At 54.2% G+C, this 23,199-nt stretch carries 18 protein-coding genes; 10 read left to right on the forward strand and 8 right to left on the reverse strand.

The window, feature by feature from the left end:
- Nucleotides 1-4: 4 nt before the first annotated feature.
- The 3 genes from JRC49_00910 to JRC49_00920 form a co-directional block, all read right to left on the reverse strand.
- Nucleotides 5-1,210: a hypothetical protein gene (locus tag JRC49_00910; GenBank protein ID QTE71423.1), complete on the reverse strand. Its 1,206-nt coding sequence runs from the start codon at nt 1,208-1,210 to the stop codon at nt 5-7.
- A 245-nt stretch (nt 1,211-1,455) separates the two neighbouring features.
- Nucleotides 1,456-2,307 (reverse strand): C40 family peptidase, encoded by an 852-nt coding sequence (locus JRC49_00915; GenBank protein ID QTE71424.1) that lies wholly within the window; start codon nt 2,305-2,307, stop codon nt 1,456-1,458.
- A gap of 279 nt (nt 2,308-2,586) precedes the next feature.
- Nucleotides 2,587-3,768, reverse strand: coding sequence for a PIG-L family deacetylase (locus tag JRC49_00920; GenBank protein ID QTE71425.1), 1,182 nt, complete (start codon nt 3,766-3,768; stop codon nt 2,587-2,589).
- 194 nt (nt 3,769-3,962) lie between these two features.
- Here JRC49_00920 and JRC49_00925 point away from each other — a divergent pair, with 194 nt between their 5' ends.
- Nucleotides 3,963-4,532: a class I SAM-dependent methyltransferase gene (locus JRC49_00925; GenBank protein ID QTE71426.1), complete on the forward strand. Its 570-nt coding sequence runs from the start codon at nt 3,963-3,965 to the stop codon at nt 4,530-4,532.
- A gap of 58 nt (nt 4,533-4,590) precedes the next feature.
- Here JRC49_00925 and JRC49_00930 read toward each other — a convergent pair whose 3' ends face one another.
- Nucleotides 4,591-6,132 (reverse strand): alanine:cation symporter family protein, encoded by a 1,542-nt coding sequence (locus JRC49_00930; GenBank protein QTE72753.1) that lies wholly within the window; start codon nt 6,130-6,132, stop codon nt 4,591-4,593.
- 433 nt (nt 6,133-6,565) lie between these two features.
- Between JRC49_00930 and JRC49_00935 the strand changes: the two genes are divergently transcribed.
- From JRC49_00935 to JRC49_00975, 9 genes are all read left to right on the forward strand, one after another.
- Nucleotides 6,566-8,392: an alpha-glucuronidase gene (locus tag JRC49_00935; protein ID QTE71427.1), complete on the forward strand. Its 1,827-nt coding sequence runs from the start codon at nt 6,566-6,568 to the stop codon at nt 8,390-8,392.
- A 78-nt stretch (nt 8,393-8,470) separates the two neighbouring features.
- Entirely contained in the window at nt 8,471-9,922 is a 1,452-nt protein-coding gene (locus JRC49_00940; GenBank protein ID QTE72754.1) for a cation:proton antiporter, read from the forward strand.
- Between the two features lie 41 nt (nt 9,923-9,963).
- The gene (locus JRC49_00945; GenBank protein ID QTE71428.1) at nt 9,964-10,704 is read left to right on the forward strand and encodes an MgtC/SapB family protein; all 741 of its coding nucleotides are present in this window, start codon (nt 9,964-9,966) and stop codon (nt 10,702-10,704) included.
- Between the two features lie 8 nt (nt 10,705-10,712).
- Nucleotides 10,713-11,792, forward strand: coding sequence for an endonuclease (locus JRC49_00950; protein ID QTE71429.1), 1,080 nt, complete (start codon nt 10,713-10,715; stop codon nt 11,790-11,792).
- Nucleotides 11,793-11,983: 191 nt separating this feature from the next.
- The gene (locus tag JRC49_00955; GenBank protein QTE71430.1) at nt 11,984-13,246 is read left to right on the forward strand and encodes an extracellular solute-binding protein; all 1,263 of its coding nucleotides are present in this window, start codon (nt 11,984-11,986) and stop codon (nt 13,244-13,246) included.
- Nucleotides 13,247-13,303: 57 nt separating this feature from the next.
- Nucleotides 13,304-14,191: a sugar ABC transporter permease gene (locus tag JRC49_00960; protein QTE71431.1), complete on the forward strand. Its 888-nt coding sequence runs from the start codon at nt 13,304-13,306 to the stop codon at nt 14,189-14,191.
- Between the two features lie 680 nt (nt 14,192-14,871).
- Nucleotides 14,872-15,753: a carbohydrate ABC transporter permease gene (locus tag JRC49_00965; protein QTE72755.1), complete on the forward strand. Its 882-nt coding sequence runs from the start codon at nt 14,872-14,874 to the stop codon at nt 15,751-15,753.
- A 44-nt stretch (nt 15,754-15,797) separates the two neighbouring features.
- On the forward strand, nt 15,798-16,889 hold the full coding sequence (locus tag JRC49_00970; GenBank protein ID QTE71432.1) for an aminoglycoside phosphotransferase family protein: 1,092 nt from the start codon (nt 15,798-15,800) through the stop codon (nt 16,887-16,889).
- A 180-nt stretch (nt 16,890-17,069) separates the two neighbouring features.
- On the forward strand, nt 17,070-18,125 hold the full coding sequence (locus tag JRC49_00975) for a hypothetical protein (GenBank protein ID QTE71433.1): 1,056 nt from the start codon (nt 17,070-17,072) through the stop codon (nt 18,123-18,125).
- 53 nt (nt 18,126-18,178) lie between these two features.
- Here JRC49_00975 and JRC49_00980 read toward each other — a convergent pair whose 3' ends face one another.
- The 4 genes from JRC49_00980 to JRC49_00995 all read right to left on the reverse strand — a co-directional run bounded on the left by JRC49_00980 (nt 18,179) and on the right by JRC49_00995 (nt 23,195).
- Complete coding sequence (locus JRC49_00980; GenBank protein QTE71434.1) at nt 18,179-19,591, reverse strand: phosphoglucomutase/phosphomannomutase family protein; 1,413 nt, start codon at nt 19,589-19,591, stop codon at nt 18,179-18,181.
- Between the two features lie 13 nt (nt 19,592-19,604).
- Nucleotides 19,605-20,663, reverse strand: coding sequence for an aminoglycoside phosphotransferase family protein (locus JRC49_00985; GenBank protein QTE71435.1), 1,059 nt, complete (start codon nt 20,661-20,663; stop codon nt 19,605-19,607).
- A 100-nt stretch (nt 20,664-20,763) separates the two neighbouring features.
- Entirely contained in the window at nt 20,764-22,218 is a 1,455-nt protein-coding gene (locus JRC49_00990; protein QTE71436.1) for an ABC transporter substrate-binding protein, read from the reverse strand.
- 89 nt (nt 22,219-22,307) lie between these two features.
- Nucleotides 22,308-23,195 (reverse strand): carbohydrate ABC transporter permease, encoded by an 888-nt coding sequence (locus JRC49_00995; GenBank protein ID QTE72756.1) that lies wholly within the window; start codon nt 23,193-23,195, stop codon nt 22,308-22,310.
- Between the last annotated feature and the right edge of the window lie 4 nt (nt 23,196-23,199).

Below are 23,199 nucleotides of genomic sequence, written 5' to 3' on the forward strand. Positions count from 1 at the left end.
CCTCTTATTGAACCTGTACCTGTTGTCCGTTCAGATCGTAATACCGCGTTGATGAAAGCTGTTTATATTCGTTATAGAAATAGCGGATTTCACTGTAGCCCGCGGACACCTCCGCGGCCTGTCCGTCCGTTCCGAGGAGAATACGGCTGATCGTCGCCCCGTCCTCATCTTTTTTGTCCATATATCCGGCATAGCCTTCACTGCACCGGGCAGGATTCCCTTCCGTATCCTGGTACAGCACCTTTTCAAGTCTGCCCTGGAAATCGTAGCTGTACAGCACCGCCCCGACTCCCAGCCTGTTGTTGGTTCGTTTCCCTTCGCTGTCCAGGAAGCTTTCCTTCACAATGCGGTCATCCTTCATTTCCCTGACAGTTGTTGCCACACCGGCGCTGTCAGCAACCGCCGCGTCATTCAGATCCCGCCGGGTCACCTTTACGATGTTGTCTCCGTCGTATGCGTACTCTTCCCAGGCGTATCCCGCGCCCCTGTCGGTCAGCTGCTCGTTTACGTCATAATACTTGATGCTGGTAATCCTGCCCTTGTCGTCCCGGTTCTTCACACACCGGAACCATCCGTCCGGGCCGGTCGCAGGGCTTCCGTCGGCATGGTCATAGCGGATGGAAAGCACCCGGTATTTTTTATCAATTTTCTGCCGGACAACCGCATAACCGTCAACGCATTCCACCGGATTGCCCTTCGTATCCCGGAATGTGCGGGATGTCATCGTTTTGCCGCTGTACTCACAGTATACGGATGCATAACCAAGGGACGGTACAATGACCTGTTTTCTGTTGGCTCCGTAATAGGTAATGCTCCGGATCTCGCCAAAACCGAAATATGTCATGACCACCAGGGCATACCCCTGCCGGTTTTCCACCCGGTTGCCCTTCGCATCCAGGAATTCAATTTCCGTAATGTTTCCACGGCCGTCCTTTGCGGTCCGCTTGCCGTAATATCCGCCGCTGACTTCGTATGGAAGTCCTTCTGTGTCATAATACTGCTCAATGGTTTCATCCCGTTTGTAGCTGTACTTGACGCGTGCATATCCTTCCGGTCCCGCCGCCGGGTTTCCGCTGTCATCCACCCATACAGTCTCTGTGATTTTTCCGTTTGCTTCTGTATTTTTTGCGCTGATCTCACCCATTGCGGGGACAGCCGCGAGAATGAGGATCATAAGTGCGATTATTCCAGCCAGATAGTTCTTTCTCATCAACGTTTTCACCTGTCTTGTCTGTTTTTTGCTTTGGGGAAAGGATGATTCCTGTCATTTCAGTATAACAAAAAGCCCGGCGTAAAACAACCGGGCTTGACCACCTATATCCTGTTTTTCCGGAAATCTTTGGCTTTCTGTTCATCCTTCAGGCTGTGGATAAAGCGAAGTCCGGCAGGATGTTCACAACCCGGAAATACAGTGCCGTTCTTCAGCTTTTCCGTCCCTCCGGATCCCTTTTTTGATTACCGGGCGGGTTTTTGCCTCCAGCGGATCCACCGTGTCTGCTTTTCTCCGGAAAGATCCGTCACTTGCAGATGATATCCTTCCAGGTCGAAACAGCGGGTTTCCAGGTCAAGAACCGCCGGCGTATGATAGGCGGCGTCTTCCGGATTCGCATCCAGCAGCGTCACAATAACTCCTCCGTAGGGCGGCTGGGTCGTTGTGTCCCCCTGTCCTTCCAGATAGTTCCTGTAGCGTTCATAATAGACGCTGCTGCCGGTTGCATGGATCAGCAGCGGATAGTGAAGATAAGGCCGCAGGTCCTCAGGCAGGGACCGGGCTGTATATCCGTAATCCAGCAGGGTACCGATAAACATGGCTGAATGATAGCTTCCATCCTCATGCTGAATGCAAAGGATATCGCCGACGTTCAGTTCTTCCACCCGTTTGTTTCCGGTCTTTTTGGCTGCCTTGTAAATCACATACTCTTTATATTTATTCTTGTTCAGCAGGTTGGAAATGGAATCATGTGGCGTATATCCCGCCTGTTCAACCACCCATCTTGTAAAGCCTGCACAGTCCAGGCCGTAGAGATATTGATTCTCTGTTTTGTAATAATCCGATTCCTGTTCCGGATGAGCAGGCTTCAGTATCTTTTCTGTGTCCCGTCCGCCCCAGAAATACGGGCATCCCAGCGGATATCTCGCTTCAATGCCGGCTCCGGTATCCTCGTTATACCTTGTGAGGAAAGGATTCCCTTCCTCCAGCATGGAAAGTGCGGCGTCAAGAACATGATATCTGTCCGCCATTCCAGCGGAAGTCAGCAGAATCATCACAGCTGCAGTCAGCAGGCAAATTCTCTTCAGAATCTTCATGATTTCAGAAACTCCTTTATACTGTACAAACCTGTTCTGTCCGGTCTTTCTTCACTTCTTTTTTCCGGTTTGCAGAACCGTCTGACAATGATTGCACGGGTACATTTTTATCTATATCCATGCAATTGTCAACGTGTTTTTCCACGGTTACATACCGTGTGGATTCCTTCCAGGTTTTGGTTACTCGCAGGTGCTGCTTTGAACATCTTCCTCCACCCGAAAAAATATTTTATGAAAAAAGTCCGGCCTTGCCGGGCCGGACTTCCTGTCTATATAAGTTTACTGAATATTTTCCATAAAATCACCGGTTCCCGTGTCCTGTCCGACTTTGGTGAAATACAGTCCGAACAGAGTATTGTCATGGGGACCGACCGCTTCAAACTGCCAGTTTCGCCGGACCTGACTGCGATGGAATTCAAAGGCTTCCGCCGCCACTTCAAAGCCGGTTTTTCCGCCAAAGGCTTCCAGCGGTACCGTCCAGTCACACGGAATTACGTTTTTCTTGTATTCATGCAGGTAGAGTTTCTTGACCTGCCAGGTACCGTATTGCTTGGCGCTCTTGGGAAACTTGCTTTCTTTTGCGGCAAGCTTCACGCATTCCTTCGCCGCAGCGCAGGCCGTCCTGTGGGCACCGTGGCCGTATTCACCGTTTTCACCGTGGGTAACCATCACTTCCGGCTGATGTTTCCGGATCACTTCAGTGACAAGACCCAGCACCCGGTTTTTTCCTTTCCAGGCCGTATACTGTCCCTCCACGGTTTTCCCGTTCTTATCCACCAGCCCGATGAATTCCGGATAAGCCGTCACTCCGCAGTGCCAGATGGCGTGAAGCAGCTCCAGTTTGCGTTCTCCGCCTGTCGGCGCCATCACCGCCAGCTGCACCTTCAGCTTTCTCTCGCCAGCATAGGTCGGGAGCAGGCCGGCGAACCAGAGGATCTCATCGTCCGGATGGGCGGACAGCAGCATCATGTCGCATTTGTCTATAGTTTGCCAGTCCTGGACATCTCCGGGCTTTTTGCCTTCAGTGTACAGCAGCAGTTCGGCAATCCGGATCCTTTCTTTGCTGTTCCCGGCGATGCGGATATCATTCACTGCTTCTTTCAGCGGATGCCAGTGAACCAGATATTGTCCGCCCTCGGCAACCGTCTCCCATTCGTCGTCACCGGCTTTCACCTGGATCGCGTACTCAACCGGCGCTCCGTTTTTCTCAAACAGCTTCACATAAACGCCGCCCACGGGTGTCTCGCTGTGGATCTCCAGCCATCCCTTCTTTTCCTTCAATGGAAAGTAGGTTCTGAAATCATCATCCTGCATATCTTCAAAGTTGCTGGATTTGCCGTTGGCCGAAAACTCGATCCCGGTTTTGATTTCCTTCGCTTCCTCTGCTTCCTCTGCACCGGCGCATGCACATATGCAAACGAGCAGAAATAGAAGCACTATCAGTGTCGTTCTTTTCTTCACTCCGGATTCTCCCCTTCCGCTGGACGGTTTCTTTGCAGATTGTATACCTCACATCCGGTTTTGTCCATAACTCCCGCTGTCTGTTTCCGGTGTCATGTTGACAAACGGAAAGGGATAATGGATATTATAACCGTTCTTCTTTTTAGTAAAGTGAACCGGCAGGTCAGTCCTTGAACTTGAAAGGGTTTTACAATATGAGTTATGAATTGAAATCAGCCAGGTATCTGGCCAGGGAAATACTTTCCTGTGCGGTGCAGTCCGGGGATACCGTCATTGACGCCACCATGGGAAACGGTCATGATACCGCCTTCCTCTGTGAAGCAGTCGGTCCTTCGGGGCACGTATATGCTTTTGATATTCAGGAACAGGCTGTTGCCTCCACAGAAGCTCTTCTGCGCCGGGAAAACCTCCTGGACCGGGCGGATCTGTTCTGCTGCGGTCACCAGCATATGGACGAGCATGTCAGCAAACCCGTCAGGGCAGTGGTATTCAACCTGGGCTGGCTGCCCGGCGGAGACCATACGGTCACAACATTCTGGGAAACAACCCGGGAGGCAGTATCAAAAGCACTGGATCTCCTGCTGCCGGGCGGTGTGCTTGTCCTCTGTGCCTACCCCGGCCATCCGGAAGGAGACAGGGAACGCCACGAGCTGACTGGTTTCTTTGCCGCTTTGTCCAATAAAACCTACAATGTGCTCCATCAACGTTTTTTGAACGCAGGTCCCGGTGCTCCGGAATGCTTCGTGGTGCAGAAACAGATCTGAATCATACAGTAAAAAACATCCCCCGGCAGTAAGCCGGGGGATGTTTTATCTTTCAGGATCAGTCGTCCTCGTCAGTGGGCGGGGCCGCTTCCTCTTCTTCCTGGATGTCCTGGAAGGCGGAATACATCGGCTCTACCTGGATGCCGCGCAGATGACGGTCCACATAGTTCTTTGTGATCTTCGCCACAACGCCGGACAGGGCGATGACGCCGATCAGGTTGGGGATCATCATCAGGCCGTTGAAGGTGTCCGCCAGGTCCCAGGCCAGGTTGTCTCCCATGACCGCGCCGCCGAATACCAGCAGCACAAAGAGCACACGGTACGGAACTGTATTCTTCTCACCCAGCAGGTATTCACAGGCTTTCGTGCCGTAGTGGCTCCATCCCAGCACGGTGGAGAACGCAAACAGGGCGATGGAAATTGCGATAAAGCTGGAGCCGATCACACCAAACTGTTTGTTGAACACAGTGGCGACCAGGTCGTTCTTGGTCAGGCTGCTGAAGGCTTCTGTCAGCACACCGGTATTCAGATCGATAATACCGGAGGAAAGCACGGCGAAAGCAGTCAGGGTGCAGACCACGATAGTATCGGCGAACACTTCAAAGATGCCCCACATGCCCTGCTTGACCGGTTCCTTGACGTTGGAGTTGGAGTGCACCATAACAGATGAGCCAAGGCCGGCCTCGTTGGAGAAGACGCCGCGTTTCATACCCCATTCAATCGCCAGCTTCATGCCGTATCCCACAACACCGCCGGCCGCGGCACTCATCCCAAAGGCGCCCTTGAAGATGGAGGAAAACACGGAACCGATCTGGCCGATATTGATGAAGAAGATGGCAATCGTGCCGATCATATACAGGATCACCATAAAAGGAACGATCTTTTCTGTAACGGAAGCGATCCGCTTCAGTCCGCCCACCACAACCAGGCCGACAAGAATCATCACGATCGCGCCGGTCACCCAGGTGGGAATGCCGAACACGTTCTGCATATTGCCGGAAATGGCGTTCACCTGCGTCATGTTGCCGATACCGAAAGCAGCAACCAGGCAGAAGAAGGAGAACAGGCCGGCCAGGATGCGTCCCAGCGTTTTGCATCCTTTTTTGGAGCCCAGTCCGTCACGCAGATAATACATGGCGCCGCCGGACCACTCGCCCTTGGAATTCTTGCGGCGGTAGAAAATACCGAGAACATTTTCGGAATAGTTGGTCATCATGCCAATGAAGGCCATAACCCACATCCAGAAAACAGCGCCGGGGCCGCCCATCAGGATAGCGCCGGAAACACCCACGATGTTGCCGGTGCCGACGGTGGCCGCCAGGGCGGTACACAGGCTCTGGAACTGTGAAATGCTCTTATCCGTCGTATGGGAGGTCACATGCTTGTCATGGAAAACAGCCCCGATGGTTTTCTTCATCCAGTAGCCGAAATGGGACACCTGGAAAACCTTCGTCAGCACAGTCATCAGGATGCCTACAAATGCAAGCAGCACCAGGGCGGGAACTCCCCAGACAACGCCGTTCACGGCATTGTTCACATTCGCGACATGATCCAGGAAACCGCTGCCGGCTTCTTCTGCTGCAGCAGCAGAAGCGCTCATCAGCAGTACACCCGGAAGAATCCACGGAACAGACTTTAATCTCTTGGTCATAGTATTCCCACCCTCTCAAAAAGATAATAGAAAATAACGTCTCCGAACCGACTGCCCGAAGACGCCATTGCCTCTTGTGAAGGATTTTACAACCGGGTCTCTTGGACTGTCAATTGTTCCCGTGACCGGAAACAATGAAAATACAAAGCTCCGGGGCTGTCGGTTCTCTCCCCGGTTTCGTTTTTATACTGATGCGGTTTCTCCGGATCCGCTTTCTGTATACAGTTTTATTTGCCGTTCTGCCATTTCCTCACTGTTCAACCGCTTATTCAGGGAGTATAATGTATTGATTATACGGCATTAGTTTTCGGCATATTCCCTTCCGGTGCACCAACAGCCGGATGCCGGTTATATTTTTTACCCTGAAAGGATTGTTCAGCCTATGAATCTTTGGCTCAGTAAACTCGGCAAAACACCGCCTGTAACCCTTAGAACTCCTGCGGAAACCGCGCGTTTTGAACTGGAGAGCTTTTTCCCGCATGTCCCGTTTAATCTGTGTGAGCAGGCAGATATGGGTGATGCATACCAGATCACGTCCGGAGATAACGGTTCCTTCAGCATTACGGGCGGAATCACCGGCCTGCTGTACGGTGCATATCGCCTCATCATGGATACGCTTTGCGGAAAAGCTTTGACCGGTACTGTCACCTCAGCGCCGAAGTACTCCCTTCGGATGATCAATTGCTGGGATAACGCTGACGGGGAGATTGAGCGCGGCTATGCAGGCCGCAGTCTCTTTTTCAGGAACGGCCGCCTGGAATACGACACAGGCCGCATACTGACGCTCGGAAGGCTGCTGGCCTCCGCCGGGCTGAACGTTCTGTGCATTAACAATGTGAACGTCCATTACCCCGCCCAGCTGCTGCTGGAGGATTATCTTCCGGATCTGGCCGCCCTGGCGGATCTTTTCCGACCTTTCGGCGTACGTCTCATGGTTTCCGTGGATTTTTCCCAGCCCATGCGCCACGGCATTTCCACTGCTGATCCGCTGGATTCTGCCGTACAGGCCTGGTGGAAGGAAACCGCCGGCCGTGTATATGCTGCTGTTCCGGACCTTGCCGGTTTCCTGGTCAAGGCGGACAGTGAAGGACGCCCCGGTCCCTTTACCTATGGCCGGAATCACGCTGAAGGCGCCAATATGCTGGCGGAAGCGCTGAAACCTTTCGGAGGCGTTGTCGTCTGGCGCTGCTTTGTCTACAACTGCCGCCAGGACTGGCGTGACACTAAGACCGATCGTCCCAAGGCAGCATGGGAACACTATGCGTTCCTTGACGGAGAATTCGCGGACAACGTCATTCTCCAGGTCAAGCACGGTCCCTTTGATTTCCAGGTCCGGGAACCCCTCAGTCCCCTGCTTCTCGGGATGAAGAAAACAAAGCTGGCCATGGAACTGCAGCTGGCACAGGAATATACGGGCCATCAGATCGATCTGTACACGATGATCCCCATGTGGAAAGAACTTTATGAGGAACTGCCGGCGGACAACATCATGTCCATCGCGGCGGTTTCCAACCTGGGTGATGATGAGAACTATACAGGTCATCCGCTGGCCGCGGTAAACCTCTATACCTACGGCCTCCTTGCCTGGGATCCGGACGTGAATGCTGAGGAAGCCGTTACCCGCTGGTGCCGCCTGACCTATGATTTTTCGGAGAGCCAGGAACAGACTCTGGTCTCTTTACTTCTTTCTTCCCGCCGCACCTATGAAAAATATACTGCGCCCCTCGGCATCGGCTGGATGATTACACCCCATGATCATTATGGACCGAATCCTTCCGGCTATGAATATGATCTCTGGGGAACCTACCACAAAGCAGACCGGAACGCGGTTGGCATCGACCGCACGCATTCCGGCACTGGATACCTGGATCAGTATCCGGATGATTTCCGCAGGAAGTATGAAAATCCGGCAGTCTGTCCGGATCTGTTCCTGCTGTTCTATCACCGTCTTCCCTATGATTACCGTATGCGTGACGGCCGCACGCTGATTCAGCGGATCTATGATGATCATTTTGAAGGATTGGAAGAAACACGCGTGATGGCGGACAGGCTGCTTGCGCTGCCTTTCCCTGAACCCGATGCCTCCGTTATCCGCGACCGCATGAACCGGCAGCTGTATAACGCCCGGGAATGGTGTGATATCATCAACACCTTCTTCCACCGTCTCAGCGGTGCCCCGGACGCCCACGGACGTACCATCTATGCCTGATTTCCGGTTGCAGTTGACTCATCATTCTTTTTCATTCTTCATTTGTTTTTTCCGGAGGTGAAATCATTGCCTGTCTGGATGAACTGGCTGAACAGGGGCGATTCTGCCGTACCGGCGACAATCATCTCCATTGCGCTGATGCTGGCCGCGGGCTTCCTGATGACCCGGATTACCAAAAAGCTGCGTCTGCCCAATGTCACCGCCTATATTGTCGGCGGTATTCTCGCAGGTCCTTTTGTCCTGAATCTGATCCCGCAGACAATTGTTGAAGGAACATCCTTTCTTCCTGATATAGCTCTGGCTTTTATTGCCTTCAGCACCGGTGAGTTTTTCCGTCTTTCCGCCCTGAAGAAGAACGGCGGCAAAGTCGTCACCATTACAGTGCTGGAATCCTGCGGCGCCGCCATTCTCGTTTTCTTGACCTGTCATCTGATTCTCGGTCTGAACTTCGCCTTCTCCGTAGTTCTCGGAGCGCTGGCAACCGCTACTGCTCCGGCATCCACGATCATGACCATCCGCCAGACCGGGGCAAAAGGTGATTTTGTCGAAACCCTGCTCCAGGTGGTTGCCCTGGATGACGTCGTCGGTCTGGTGCTCTATTCCATGGCCATTTCCCTGGCGACTGCGGTTTTCTCAAGCACCGGTTTCCAGGTCTCCGCAGTGCTGATTCCCCTGGGCAAGAACCTCCTGCTGCTCCTGCTTGGCTGCTTATTCGGCCTGATTCTGAAATGGCTCGTCGGCACACGGCGCAGCACGGATAACCGCCTGATTATCGCCATAGCCGTGCTGTTTTCCTATTGCGGCATCTGCGCCGTCATCGACGTATCCCCGTTGCTGGGCTGCATGGCCATGGGGATGGTTTACATCAACACCACAGAGGATGAACGCATGTTCCGCCAGCTGAACTATTTCAGCCCGCCGATCCTGCTGCTCTTCTTTTTCCGCAGCGGCCTGTCCTTTGACCTGGGATCGCTGTTCAACCAGTCGGAAAGCGTCGGAGCCGTTCCGCTGCTTATTGTCGGTGTAATCTATTTCCTTGTCCGCATCCTCGGCAAGTATGTCGGCGCCTGGTCCGGCTGCCACCTTGCCGGGAAATCGCCGAAAGTCCGTAATTTCCTTGGCCTTGCGCTGATCCCCCAGGCCGGCGTAGCCATCGGTCTGGCCGCCCTGGGCGCCCGGGAGCTCGGCGGCGAAATGGGGCACGCGCTGGAAACAATCATTCTCTCTTCCAGTGTCCTGTATGAATTGATCGGTCCCGGCGCAGCCAAACTGTCCCTGTGGCTCTCCGGTTCCTATTCCAATGAACTGGAAGACTTGGCCCAGGTTCCCGAAACCACAGAAACCGGCGAAAAGAAATCCGAACTGGAACTGCTCATCGAACGGATTCAGAAAATCCAGAGTGAGCTTCCCGCCCATTCGGAAAATGAAAATGAAAAAGCTTTTACGGAAGCTGCTGAGGAGTATTACAGGGATCAGACCCAGCCGCAGCCCCGTTCCCGCCGCCGCGGGCCCCGGCGCGATATCTTCTGATTCTCTGGTTTCAACACACTGTTCTTGAGGAGGACGTATCAATGGACACTGTTTTTATCGTTAAGGACCCGATTGCAGGCCTGCTTGGAAACTGGTCGGCCGATCTTACTGTAGCTTCTCTGCTGCTCAGGATCCTGCTGTCGCTGATCCTGGGTGCCATCATCGGATGGGAGCGTTCCAACAAACGGCATTCCGCCGGCCTGCGCACCTTCATGCTGGCCTTCCTGATCGGCACACTGGTCGCCATCCTGGACGAGTATGTCTTTGCCGCTTCGTCCGGCCATGCATTCTTCCTGCTCTCCGCAGGAACCATCATCGGTGCCTCCATCATCACGGTGCACTCCGTCTTTTATTCATCAAAGAACCAGATTAAGGGCCTGACCACGGCAGTCGGCCTTTGGGTATCCATTGTCATCGGCATTTCCCTGGGCCTTGGCTGCTATACCGTGGCCATCGCCGCCTACGCCGCACTGCTTTGCATCCTGTTCTGGTTCCCGCCGCTGGAGATTGCCTTCAACAACCGGTCCAATCACTTTGAAGTGCACCTGGAGCTGACCAACAGCGTTTGCCTGCAGGATTTTGTAACCGTAATCCGCCGGCTTGGACTGACCATTGATGAGATTGAGCAGAATCCGGCCTATGTCGGCAGCGGTCTCTCTGTTTACAGCATATCCATTACCGTCAGCAGTGAAATGCTCAAGAAGTATAAAACCCATACAGAAATTATCGAAGCCCTGAAATCCCTGGACTATGTCTATCATATTGAGGAAATGCGGGCATAAGGCCGGAGGTGAAAAGCATGAAAACAATCGGGAAAACCCTGAAAGCACTGCTCTGTATGATCCTGGCGCTGATTCTGCTGCTTGTCCTGGCTGTGGGTGTTTTCACCCTTACTGAATACCGTCCCGCCGATACGGAAATCCTTATTGCGCAGCAGGAAACTGAAGCCGTTCTGGAAACAGGAAAGCCGCTGACCATCGTCTCCTGGAACTGCGGTTACGGTGCCCTGGGAGATAATGCTGATTTCTTTATGGACGGCGGTTCTTCTGTCTATACAGCTGATCAGGCCAGGATGGAAAGCAACCTGGCCGGCATCCGTGACACCCTGAAGACCCTGGATCCTGATCTCCTGATTCTGCAGGAAGTGGATATCAATTCTGCCCGGAGTTACGGAATGGATGAACGCGCCCTCCTGCGGGAAGCCCTTCCCGGTGCCAGCGAATCCTTTGCCTATAACTTCAATACGCTTTTCGTACCTTACCCCATGCCTCCCATCGGCCACGTGGAGAGCGGCCTTTATACCCTGAGCAATGCCATACCCGGAAGCGCGGCACGGATTTCCCTGCCGGTTCCCTTCTCCTGGCCGATCCGGCTGTTCAACCTGAAAAGATGCCTGCTGGTCACCCGTTTCCCTGTCAGGGATTCTGACCGGGAGCTGGTGCTGATCAACCTGCATCTGGAAGCCTATGATGACGGCGAAGGCAAAGAAGCGCAGGCCCGCCAGCTCACCGCACTGATGCAGGAAGAATATGCTAAAGGAAATTATGTCATTGCCGGCGGCGATTTCAACCAGCGCTTTACCAACATTGATCAAAGCGCATATCCTGTCTATGAAGGAATGTGGCAGCCCGGCGTGATCGACGCAGCTTCCTTCGGCAGCGACTTCACCCTGTTGATGGACAACAGTTTCCCCACCTGCCGTTCCCTGGACCGCGCCTATGCCGGCGCGGAAAAAGAGGAGTTCCAGTTTTATCTGATTGACGGTTTCATCGTCTCCGCGAATGTCCGGGCCGAATCTGTCGAAACCCTGGATTACAATTTCACCTGTTCCGATCACAATCCTGTCCGGATGGTTTTTACGCTCGAATAACAGGTGGTTTTTCCATCCTTTGATCCATAAGGCCTGCAGGGTTTCCGCACCGCGGAAACCCTTTTCTTTTCTTGCTTTCCAGTGCATTTTCAAGGGTTTCTCTTCATTGACAAAGCCCCTGTGGAAAGCTATACTGAATCTAAAGAAAAGCAGCTTGTTTCGCTGCGAAAATAACATACGGAGGGTTAACCATGAAGAGATTTTTGTCTGTAATTCTTGCCCTGTCCCTGTTCCTCTCCCTGGCGGTTGTTTCCGCTCACGCGGAGGACATTACGCTGGACGTCATCATCGCCCAGTACGGCCCCAACACCCAGGAATGGTTCCTTGGCACGGGCATGGACGGTTCCAACTTCGTTGCGAAGTTTGAGGAAGCCAACCCCGGCATCAAGCTGAATCTGGAAGTTGTCTCCTGGAACGACCTGTACACGGTTGTCTCCACCCGGATCAGCAATAACAACACGCCGGACATCCTGAATATCGACGTGTTTTCCGATTACGCGAATGAAGGCCTGCTGATGCCCGTTTCCGAGTACTGCCCGGAAGAATTATTTAACGACTTCTTCCCTCAGTTCATCGAACAATCTAACATTGACGGAACTATCTGGGCCGTTCCGGACCTGGCTTCCGCCCGCGCCCTGTTCTACAATGAAGACCTGCTCAAGGAAGCCGGCGTTGACAAGGTGCCGGAAACCTGGGCCGAACTGGAGGACGCCTCCCAGGCCATCATCGACGCCTTCGGCGGCGAAATATATCCCTGGGGCGTTGATATGACCACCGATGAAGGCCAGGCTGCCTTCGCCTATTACACCTGGGGCAACAACGGCGGTTTCGTGGATGAAAACGGCGAATGGATCCTGAATTCCGATGCCAACGTTGAGGCCATTGAATATGCCATCGGCCTGGTAAACAAGGGCTTCACCAACCCGAACCCCGCCACCCAGACCCGTTATGACCTGCAGGATATGTTCGCTGCCGGCAAGATGGCCATGCTGATTGCCCCCAACCAGCTGCCTACGTACATCATCGACAAAGAAGGAACCGTTGTGCCAGGTGTTACAGCTCTGCCTCATAATGAAGGTGCCGGTTCCAGCTCCGTCGGCATCATGGACCGTATCATGGCTTTCAAGGATGAAGCTGCTCCCGATCAGGCTGCACGGACTGAAGCTATAACAAAGTTCCTTACTTTCTTCTATGCTCCTGAAAACTACATTCCTTGGGTCTCAATGGAAGGATTCCTGCCTGCAGTAACATCTGCTGTTAGTGCCTTGGTCGAAGCTGATTCCTCCTTCCAGATCTGGTTAGATATGGTTGGTGGTGCTAAGTTCTATCCCACTGCCAAAGCGGAATGGAACGACGTGAAGCAGGGCGTTATCGAAGTTGAACAGCAGGCTCTCACCGGCGGCAATGTGAAGGAACTGCTGGATGCGCTGCAGGCGAAGATCACCGGTAAGTAATCCTCTATCATCCGGGAGGCCGGAATACCGGCCTCCCTTTTTTACAGGAGAAGAATCATGCGTTCAGTTTTTGTCCGCCATCGTTGGGAGCCCTATCTCTGGATTCTTCCCAGCATCCTGCTGATGCTGGTTTTTGTCGTTTTCCCCATCGGCATTGTTTTCCGCCTGGCCTTCAGCCATATCAGCCGTGCCGGCGTTGTCGGTGGGTTTATCGGACTGAAAAACTTTCAGGACGCTGTTTCTTCCGCCGCTTTCCCTCAGGTAATGCTTAACACCGCCTTCTGGGTGGTCTCCGTTGTGGGACTTTCCACCCTCATCGGCTTTATCTGTGCCATGGTGCTCAATCAGCCCTTCCGAGGCAGGAAGATCGCCCGGTCGATCATGGTCTTCCCCTGGGCGGCCTCCCTGGTCATACAGGCTTCCGTATGGAACTACATCATCAAAATGGAATACGGCAACCTGAACAACATCCTGCTGAATCTGGGTTTTCTGCAGGATCCGGTGAACTGGCGTGCATCCTATCAGATTGAATTCATCTGGGAGTGTGCCATCGGTATCATCGTTACCATTCCCTTTGTCACCTTTACTGTGCTTTCCGGCCTTCAGTCCATCGACGCATCCTACTATGAGGCGGCCACCGTGGACGGCGCAGGCTTCTGGAAAAAGCTCCGTCATGTGACCATCCCGCTGGTGAAACCGTCCCTCACGGTTTCCACTGTGCTGAATATCATTTATGTGTTCAATTCTTTCCCCATCATCTATACCATCACCAAAGGCGCACCCGCCAACAAGACCGATACGATGGTCACCTATCTGTATATGCTCGCTTTCTACGACCAGCGGAAAGGTCCGGCCACCGCGCTCTCCGTGATCGGGTTCGTTATCCTGTGCATTGCCTCCGGCTGCTATATGCTCATCACCATGCGGAAGGAGGATAACCTCTGATGAAAGCACTTCCTTCCGTTTCGAACCCCCGGCGGATCATTCTCCTGCTGATTCTCTCAGCGCTGATCCTGACCGTCGTTTTCTGCTCGCTGTCTTTCCTGAGTTTCTCTTCCCAGCTGTATATCAAGCGTTCTCCCAACACCTTTGTGGGCGATGAAAAATACCAGACCGTCCGTCAGGAAGTGGAGATGCAGCTTGAAACCTTCCGCGCACAGGGTGTGGAAGGCGTCATTGACGAACAGGTCATTGAACGGGTCAACAGCAAAAATGAAACCACTTCCCTGGTCATTTTCACCATCAATGCCGCCAACAACCGGAGCGGCTGGGATCTGCTGCGTGCCGGGCTTCCCTCTTCTGTGCTGCTGATCCTGATTCTTGTTTTCTCCGCAGCCGCCTGGCTGCTCACCCTCCTGTCCGCGTTTACCGGAAACCGCGCTGCCGGAATCGGCGCCTTTATCCTGGCCCTTGCTTCCTTTTTCCTGATTCCCGTTGTCTTCAACAGGCTCAATCTGGATCTTTCACGCACGGTGGATCTTTCACAGGCCGGCGGAAATCCCGGAGCGCTGGATCGTCTCCGGCCGGCACTCGACCGATTCCTCTTCGACGGATCCGCCGGAGACCAGTTGGACACCCTGCTGGCCGCCCTGAAATATACCGTCTGCGCAGGCCCGTTCCTGCTGATGATCCCGGCTTTCATCACCATATGCGCCGCAATCCTGGGCGCCTGTAAGCCGCTGAAAAAGACACTTCTGCGCATTGCGCTTTATCTCAGTGTGATCCTGTTCTCGCTATATATCCTGTATCCCTTCTTCGTCATGTTCATCACTGCCTTCCGCAGCAATGCGGAAACAACGGATATGCACTTCCTCCGGATCCTGCCGTCCCACTGGGTCTTCAGCAATCTCACGGATACGCTGAACCGCGGCGTCCTGCGGTATCTGGTCAACTCCCTGCTGATTGCCGGCGGTGCCACGCTCGTCGCTATGGTCTGCGGCATTCCCGCCGCCTATGCCATGGCACGCATGGATTTCCGCGGCAAGAAAGCCTATCTCGGTTTTGTCATCATGAGCCAGATGTTCTCTCCCGTCGTGCTGCTGGTCGGTATTTCCCGCCTCATGAACACGCTGCACCTCAACGATACCCTGATGGGACTGATGTTCATCAATGCGGCTTTCAACCAGGCCTTCGCCATCTGGCTTCTCCGCGGCACCTTTGTTTCCATCTCCTCCGAGATGGAGCAGGCCGCCTGTATCGATGGCTGCAGCGTGCTCGGTGCCATGCTCCGGATTCTGCTTCCCATGGCGGCGCCGGGAATTGTCACCACGCTGATCTTCGTCTTTATCAACGCCTGGAACGAATACACCGTCTCCACCGTGCTGATATCCACCCAGGCCAACAGGCCTATTACGGTGGGTATCACCCAGTTCTCTTCCTTCAACATGATTGAATGGCAGTATCTGTTTGCCGCGGCGCTCCTGGCAACCGTCCCTGTGGTCATTCTCTTTATGCTGATCGAAAAGCACCTGGCTGCGGGCTTGACAGCCGGCGGTGTTAAAGGATAAAACAGTAGTCACTACTTTACCATCGAAAGGATGTCTCTGTACCCATGCCCTATCCTGAAATCCTGGATGCTTTTGCCCTGCCGGAAGGAGAGCGTACCGCTGTCCCCTTTGGCAACGGCCATATCAATAACACCTTCCTGGTCCGGATTGCCGGAACAGACAGGCAGTATATTCTCCAGCGCATCAACAGCTATGTTTTCGTCCGTCCCCGGGAGGTTATGGAAAACATTCAGCATGTGACCGCCCATCTCCGGAAGAAGATCCTGGCTGCCGGAGGCGACCCCGACCGGGAGACGATCACGCTCATTCCCACCCTTTCCGGCGAATCCTGTGCGGAAGACAGCGAAGGCCAGATCTGGCGTCTTCTCCTGTTTGTGCCGGACACTTTCAGTCCCGAGCTTCCGGATGATCCGGCTGTTCTGGAAGAATGTGGCCGTGCTTTCGGCCTTTTCACCCGTATGCTGGATGATTTCCCGGTTGCCTCCCTGTATGAGACCATTCACGCCTTCCACGACACTCCTTCCCGTCTGCGCCAACTGGAGGAGGCCGCCGCAAGGAATGCCTCAGGCCGTCTTCACGAAGTGGAGGAAGAACTCGCCTTCGCCCGGAGCCATGCAGATGACACCCGGCTCCTGACGGATGCCCTTGCCGCGGGAAAGCTTCCCCTGCGCGTTACCCACAACGACACAAAGGTAAACAACGTGCTCCTGGATCGTAAAACTTCCAGGGCTGTCTGTGTCATCGATCTGGATACCGTAATGCCGGGGCTGCTGGCTTACGACTTTGGCGACGCCATCCGGGTGGGTGCCTGCAGTGCCGCCGAGGATGAGCAGGATCTTTCCCTGATCCGCCTGGAATTGCCAAAATACCGGGCTTTCGCCCTCGGTTTCCTTTCCTCCCTGAAAGGGGTTCTCTCCCGGGAGGAGCTGTTATCCCTGGAAACCGGCGCCCGCCTCATGACGCTGGAAAACGGACTCCGGTTCCTTGCGGATCACCTGAACGGAGACGTCTATTTCAAAATTCACCGTCCGGGACAGAACCTGGACCGGGCCAGGGCGCAGTTTGCCCTCTTCCGGGACATGGAAAAGCACAGCGCCGAGGCACGGGAAATCCTGCTGGAGCTGTACGGTGATTGAAGCGGTATCTTTCAAACATAAGCTTCCCTTTGGGGGAAGCTTTTTTCTGAATTCAGCAGAATATATGTCCTTATTTTTTCTGAAAAAGGATAAAAAAATGTTTTCCGTCCTGTTATGATAGCTTCAGGAATAAAAGCCGGTTCTTTTCATCCATCATTTCCTGTTACGGAGGTTGATCCTATGAGAAAATTGCTTTCAGTCCTGCTTACAGTCAGCATGCTCATCCTTTTCTGTTTTGCTCCCGCATGCGCGGAAGCAGACAACTCCGGAAACATCTTCCTTTACGGCGAATCCCATGCTGATCCGGCCTGCCTGGAAAAGGAACTGGCCGCCTGGTCAGACTGCTATGCCGGCGGAATGCGTGACCTGTTTATTGAGCTCCCCTTCTATTCGGCTGAATACCTGAACCGGTGGATGCATGCAGATACAGATGAACTGCTGGAACTGGTCTACAACGCAATGGAAGGAACACAGATGCATGCTCCGTGTGTCCTGGGCTTCTACCGGTCAATCAAATCCGGTTTCCCGGATACTGTCTTTCACGGAACCGATGTGGGGCATCAGTTCAGCACCCTCGGTACCGCATATCTGGCGCTGCTGGAATCTGAAGGCAGGAAGGACAGTGATCATTACCGTCTTACGGAAGAAATCATTGATCAGGGCCGGACCTATTACACAATGAAGACCGACAATAAGGACGCTGCCTATGTTTACAGGGAAAAACTGATGGTGGATAATTTTCTTCGGGTTTATGACGCACTGGGGCAAAAGGACATCATGGGCATATACGGTTCCGCCCACACAAACCTGTTTTCCCTGGATTCCACAGGATCCATCCCCTGCATGGCGTCTCAATTGAAGGATCTTCTCGGAAACCGTATCTATTCAACCGATCTGACAAAGTCCGGCATTGTCCGGTCGGATACTGTTACCCTGAACGGGAAACAGTATGAAGCATCCTACTTTGGAAGCAGTGATATTTCCTCCTGGTCTCCGGATTTCCTGAAGCGTGATTTCTGGAGGGTAGAAGGTGCTTATGAAGACCTGAAGGACGCGCCAGTCGCCGGAGACTGCCTCCCTGCCGGCAACTATATCATGGAAATCGGGCCCGGCCAGGTTTTTATCGTGGAATATACGAAAAAGGACGGATCCCTTCTCCGCCTGTACTACATTGCGGACGGAAGCAAAACCTCCTCGGGGGTTCTCAATACTTACGGGATCATCGTCAGTGAATAAAGCGGACAAAAGAAAAAGGGCTGGAATCCTTTTGATTCCAGCCCTTTTTTATGTCATTCCAGTCCTGTGAAATCCGCCATCTTCCGTACCAGTGCGTCCGCTTCCGCCTGTGTCGGTGCTTCCGCAAAGATTCGGATCCGCGGTTCTGTGCCGGATGGACGGACAATCACCCATCCGTTTTCAAAATAGACTTTGCAGCCGTCCATGTAGTTGACGCGGACAACGGTCTGCTCAAAGGACGGAAGCTTCTTTTCATCCATCACCAGGTGATGAATCTGTTCCTTCTTTTCCGGAGTCAGCGCCCAGTCATATTCCGCGGCATGCATTTCACCATAACGGCTGTACAGATCCGCCACCAGCTCGCTGAGCTTTTTCCCGCTGACGCTCAGCATCTCCACCAGCAAGCTCGCCGCATACAGGCCGTCCTTGCCGGCAATATGTCCCCGGACCGTCAGGCCGCCGGAGGATTCGCCGCCAATCAGGGCGTTGTTGGCTTCCATCCCGGCCGAGATGTGTTTGAATCCTACGGGAACCTCGATACACTTTTCGCCGTGTGCCTCCGCGATCCTGTCCAGCAGGTGGGTGGTTGCGATATTGCGCACCGCCGGTCCTTTCCATCCCTTCTGCTCCAGCAGGTAGGAATACAGCAGTGCCAGCGTCTCATTGGCTGTAATATAGTTTCCCTTTTCATCGATGATACCCAGCCGGTCCGCGTCACCGTCCGTGGCGATACCCACGTCCGCGTTATGCTCCTTCACCGCGTACTGCAAGTCCACCAGTGTGTCCGGGTTCGGTGCCGGCAGGTGACGGCCGAAGAAGGCGTCGTGACGGTCATTGATTACGTCCACATCGCACCGGGAGGTATACAGGATGGTCTGCAGGCCGGTCAGGCTCACGCCGAACATCGGGTCCAGCACAATCCGCAGCCGGCGTTTCCTGATCGCGTCAGTATTCACCTGGCGCAGGATGGAATCCAGGTAGGCGTCTCTCGGGTCGATGATCATGATTTTCCCCGCGGCCTTTGCCGCTTCAAAATCCATACTCCGGATTTCTTCATCCTTCAGGCTGTTGGCGGTCTCCTGGATAGATTCCGTCACGTTCTGGGCAGCGTCCCGTCCGCCGGCTGTAAACAGCTTGATGCCGTTCCAGATGGCCGGGTTATGGCTGGCCGTCACCATGGCGCCGTAGGGCAGTTTTCTTTCCTTCACCGTAAACATAATCTGGGGTGTCGGGCAGCTCATGTTGACAAAGTAAACCTTCACGCCTTCTCCCGCCAACACCTCGCAGAACCAGATCAGCGCTTCGCGGCTGAGGAAACGCCGGTCATACCCGACGCAAAGTCCTTCTTCCGCGCAGCCTTCCTTCTTCATTCTCCGGGCCAGCGCTGCCGCCACCCTCCGGATATTGTCCCGGGTGAATCCGTCCCCGATAACGGCTCTCCAGCCGCCTGTACCGAATTGAATCATCTTGTGCCTCCGTTCAGATGCTGTTCATCATCCTGCGGATGATGGCATCATGCTTTTCCATTTCCTCCGTCAGCGCCATCTGGGTTCTGGTGCGGTCCAGATTGTGCTCCGGTCTTTCGATGTGATAATAGGTGTCCCCGTTCAGGTAATCCGTCAGGAACCGTACCGCGTTCTCAAGCGTGATGATCCGGGCTCCGTCCGGCAGGGTTTCCCGTTCCGCCGCCGTCAGCCTGTTCCCGCAGGCATGGAGGAATCCCTCTGCGTAGGCCTGGTACAGGTTCAGGTCCAGGTGAACCTTTGTCAGGTCCTTTTCATCCTCTTCCGCCGTGGACGCACCGAAACGAATGGAATCGCCGAAGTCGTTTGCCGCCAGGCCGGGCATCACCGTGTCCAGGTCCAGGATGCACAGCGGCTCCCGCGTTTTCTCATCCAGCATCACGTTGTTCAGCTTGGTGTCATTGTGCGTCACCCGCAGCGGCAGTTCTCCTGCTTTCAGCATCTGCTGCAGCAGCTCTGCCTCTTCTTCCCGTTCCAGCATAAAGTCAATTTCCTGCTGTACGCTTTTTGCGCGTCCGGCCCGGTCTTCCCGGACTGCTTCATGCAGGGCCTGGTACCGTTTCGGGGTGTCATGAAAACCGGGAATGGTTTCAACCAGCTGTTCCGCCGGGAAATCCGCCATCCTGTTCTGGAAGGTACCGAAAGCCTTTCCGCTGTTCCGGAAGTCATCCGCCGTCTCCGCCCGGTCCAGGCAGACGCCGCCGGTCACATACTCATACAGCCGCCACAGTTCCTTCCGGTCCTTCAGGATGTAATCCCTTCCGTCCTTCAGCTTTACCAGTGTCATCACGTGCCTGGGATCCTGATCCTTTTTCCGCAGGTGGCCCGTCACCAGCAGGATGTTGTTCATCAGCCCCTCCGGATCCCGGAAAGTCTCCGTATTCACCCTTTGCAGAATATAGAGATGGGGCTGGTTTGTCACCACCAGCCAGGTCTGGTTGATATGGCCGGATCCGAAGGGAATGCATTTGATAATCGTCCCCTCTGTCCGGAACATTTCTGCCATTTCCCGCATGTTTCTTTCCCCGCTTTCAGGACTTTTTCGCAAAACACCGGCAGGAGGAACCCTCCTCCTGCCGGCAGTGTGATGGTAAATCAGTTGTTTGAATCAGTGCTTATTTGGAGGCCAGGAACGCGTCCAGCTGACGGTTCATTTCGTCCACATAGTCGTTGATGCCGGCCGCTTCCAGTTCAGCGATCGCCGCCGGATAGTTCTCATCAAAGTCCACATAGCCGTACAAGATGGGAGCCAGCTTCTTCCAGGCTTCCAGGCAGGCGTTTTCAGTGACTTCAAATCCGGTGTTGTTGAAAGCGAAGCCCATCATCGCGGAGATCTGGGCGTCATTGTCCCAGTTTCTGTACATTTCTTTGTACTCTTCGGTAACTTCGGGCGCGAACACCTGGTAATTGGCGTTCCGGAACATCCACTCATAGAAGAATCCTTCGCCGGCCGCGGTCTCGCTGATCAGCTGCAGGCCGCCGTTCTCGTCCAGATCCCAGTCCTTGCCCTTCTCGCCGTACAGGCAGAAGAGGTAGTTGTCCTGGCTGCCCCACAGCCATGCGAGGAACTTCAGGGCGCCTTCCGGATTCTTTGCGGAATACGGGATGCACAGCACTTCACCGCCGGCAGCGTTGACGTAGCGGGGCTTTTCAGGAGCAAGCAGGTAGTTCTTCATCACGGCGTTCGGATCCACAGCCTTCACCTTGCCGCCGATTTCCAGTTCCTTGCCCAGGGAGCCTTCAACCCAAAGGTACAGGCCGGTCTGCACACGGCTGTCGCGCTCGTTGTACTTGATGGCCACTTCGTCATGGTACAGGCCGTCCAGGAACATTTCACGGTTGAACTGCGCCACCTTTTTGAAAGCGTCAGTATGGGCGTAGCTGTAAGCCTTGTGGCTTTCTTCACCGAAGACCACCAGGTCCTGGAACAGCCAGGTGTACTGTTCGTCCGCAAAGTTACGGGTCAGGGGCTTGAAGATGATATCTCCGGGGCCCATGTAGCCGGGCAGCTGGTCCTGCACGCGCTGGGCATATTCACGCAGGTCTTCAGCGTCCTTCACTTCGGTCATGCCAACCTGCTCCAGCAGATCCTGCCGCAGGCAGACAAACTGGAACATAGCGGAAGAGGGAGCGTAAGCGGACGGAATACCGTACTGGATGCCGTTGACTTTACCGCCGTTCATCTGGGTTTCCGGCAGGACGTCCTTCATGTAGTCCGGCCAGACCTTGGCGATCAGCTCGTCCAGGGGCTGGGCTTCCTTGTTGTTCACCATGGTGGGCAGGTCCGGCAGGCCGTCCCAGTACAGGTCGATGGTCTCATTGGCAGCCAGCATAACCTTCTTCTGGTCCCAGTAAGCGTCCCAGCTCAGGAACCGGAAGTTAACCTTCATGTTCAGCTCTTCCTTCACCTTTTCGGCAAAAGCGCCGTTGATGAAGTTGGAGAAAGCGTCAGTTTCTTCACCGGGATAGAGGATCGTGATTTCCTCCAGCTCGTCTGCCTGCGCCATCAGCGGCACAGCCAGGGTCAGCACCATCATCAGTGCCAGTACAACAGCCAACAGTTTCTTCATTTGTGTGTCCTCCTTCTATTTTTCATAATATGCTTAACGCATTATGAACCTTATTCAGGATCTTCACCCTTGTATCAGGTGATGATTCATCATTCCTTGACGGCACCCATCATGATGCCCTTGACGAAGTAGCGCTGGATAAAGGGATACAGGAAGATGATCGGTCCGATGGTGATGATCGTCACAGCCATCTTGACTGTCTCCGCCGGCAGCCGGATGTTGGCTGCCGCGCCGGAAGGCACCCGTCCGCTGGAAACCGCGTTCACATTGGACATGATGGAATACAGGTAATACTGCAGCGGGAACAGATCCCGGTCGTCAATGAACATCAGGGCGTGCCACCAGTCGTTCCAGTAGCACAGCGCATACATCAGGCCCACCGTCAGCAGTGCGGTGACGCTCAGCGGCAGGGCGATCCGGAAGAAGATCGTCATATGGCCGGCCCCGTCTATCTTGGCTGCGTCATACAGGCTCTGGCTGATGGCCTTGAAATAGGTCCGCATCAGGAACATGTACCAGACGCTGAACAGTGAGGGCAGGATCAGCGCCAGGATGTTGTTCCGCAGTCCGTACCAGTTCACGCATACCACGTACCAGGGAATCAGGCCCGCGGAGAATATGCTGGTAAAGTTGCAGATGAAGGCAATCACATTCCGGTATTTCAGTTCCCTCAGGCTGATTGCGTAGGAAATCATGCAGGTAACCAGCATCGATCCGAGGGTGCCGACAACGGTCACAAAGATCGTTACCAGGTAGGATTTCAGGATTCGCGCGCCGCTGTGGGCAAAAATGTAGGTGTAGGTATCCAGCGTCCATCTGCTGGGGATCAGCCGGTATCCGTCCTTGTTGATAACATCTTCCGGCGTCAGGCTGACCGTCACTGTCAGCAGCAGCGGATAGAGGCACATCAGGCCGAACAGTCCGACAATCGTATAGGCCAGGATCCTTGCCCATCTGTCCGCACCGCTGCGATGTATATGC

The organism is Clostridiales bacterium FE2011 (assembly GCA_017569305.1).
Classification (GTDB): domain Bacteria; phylum Bacillota; class Clostridia; order Christensenellales; family Aristaeellaceae; genus Aristaeella.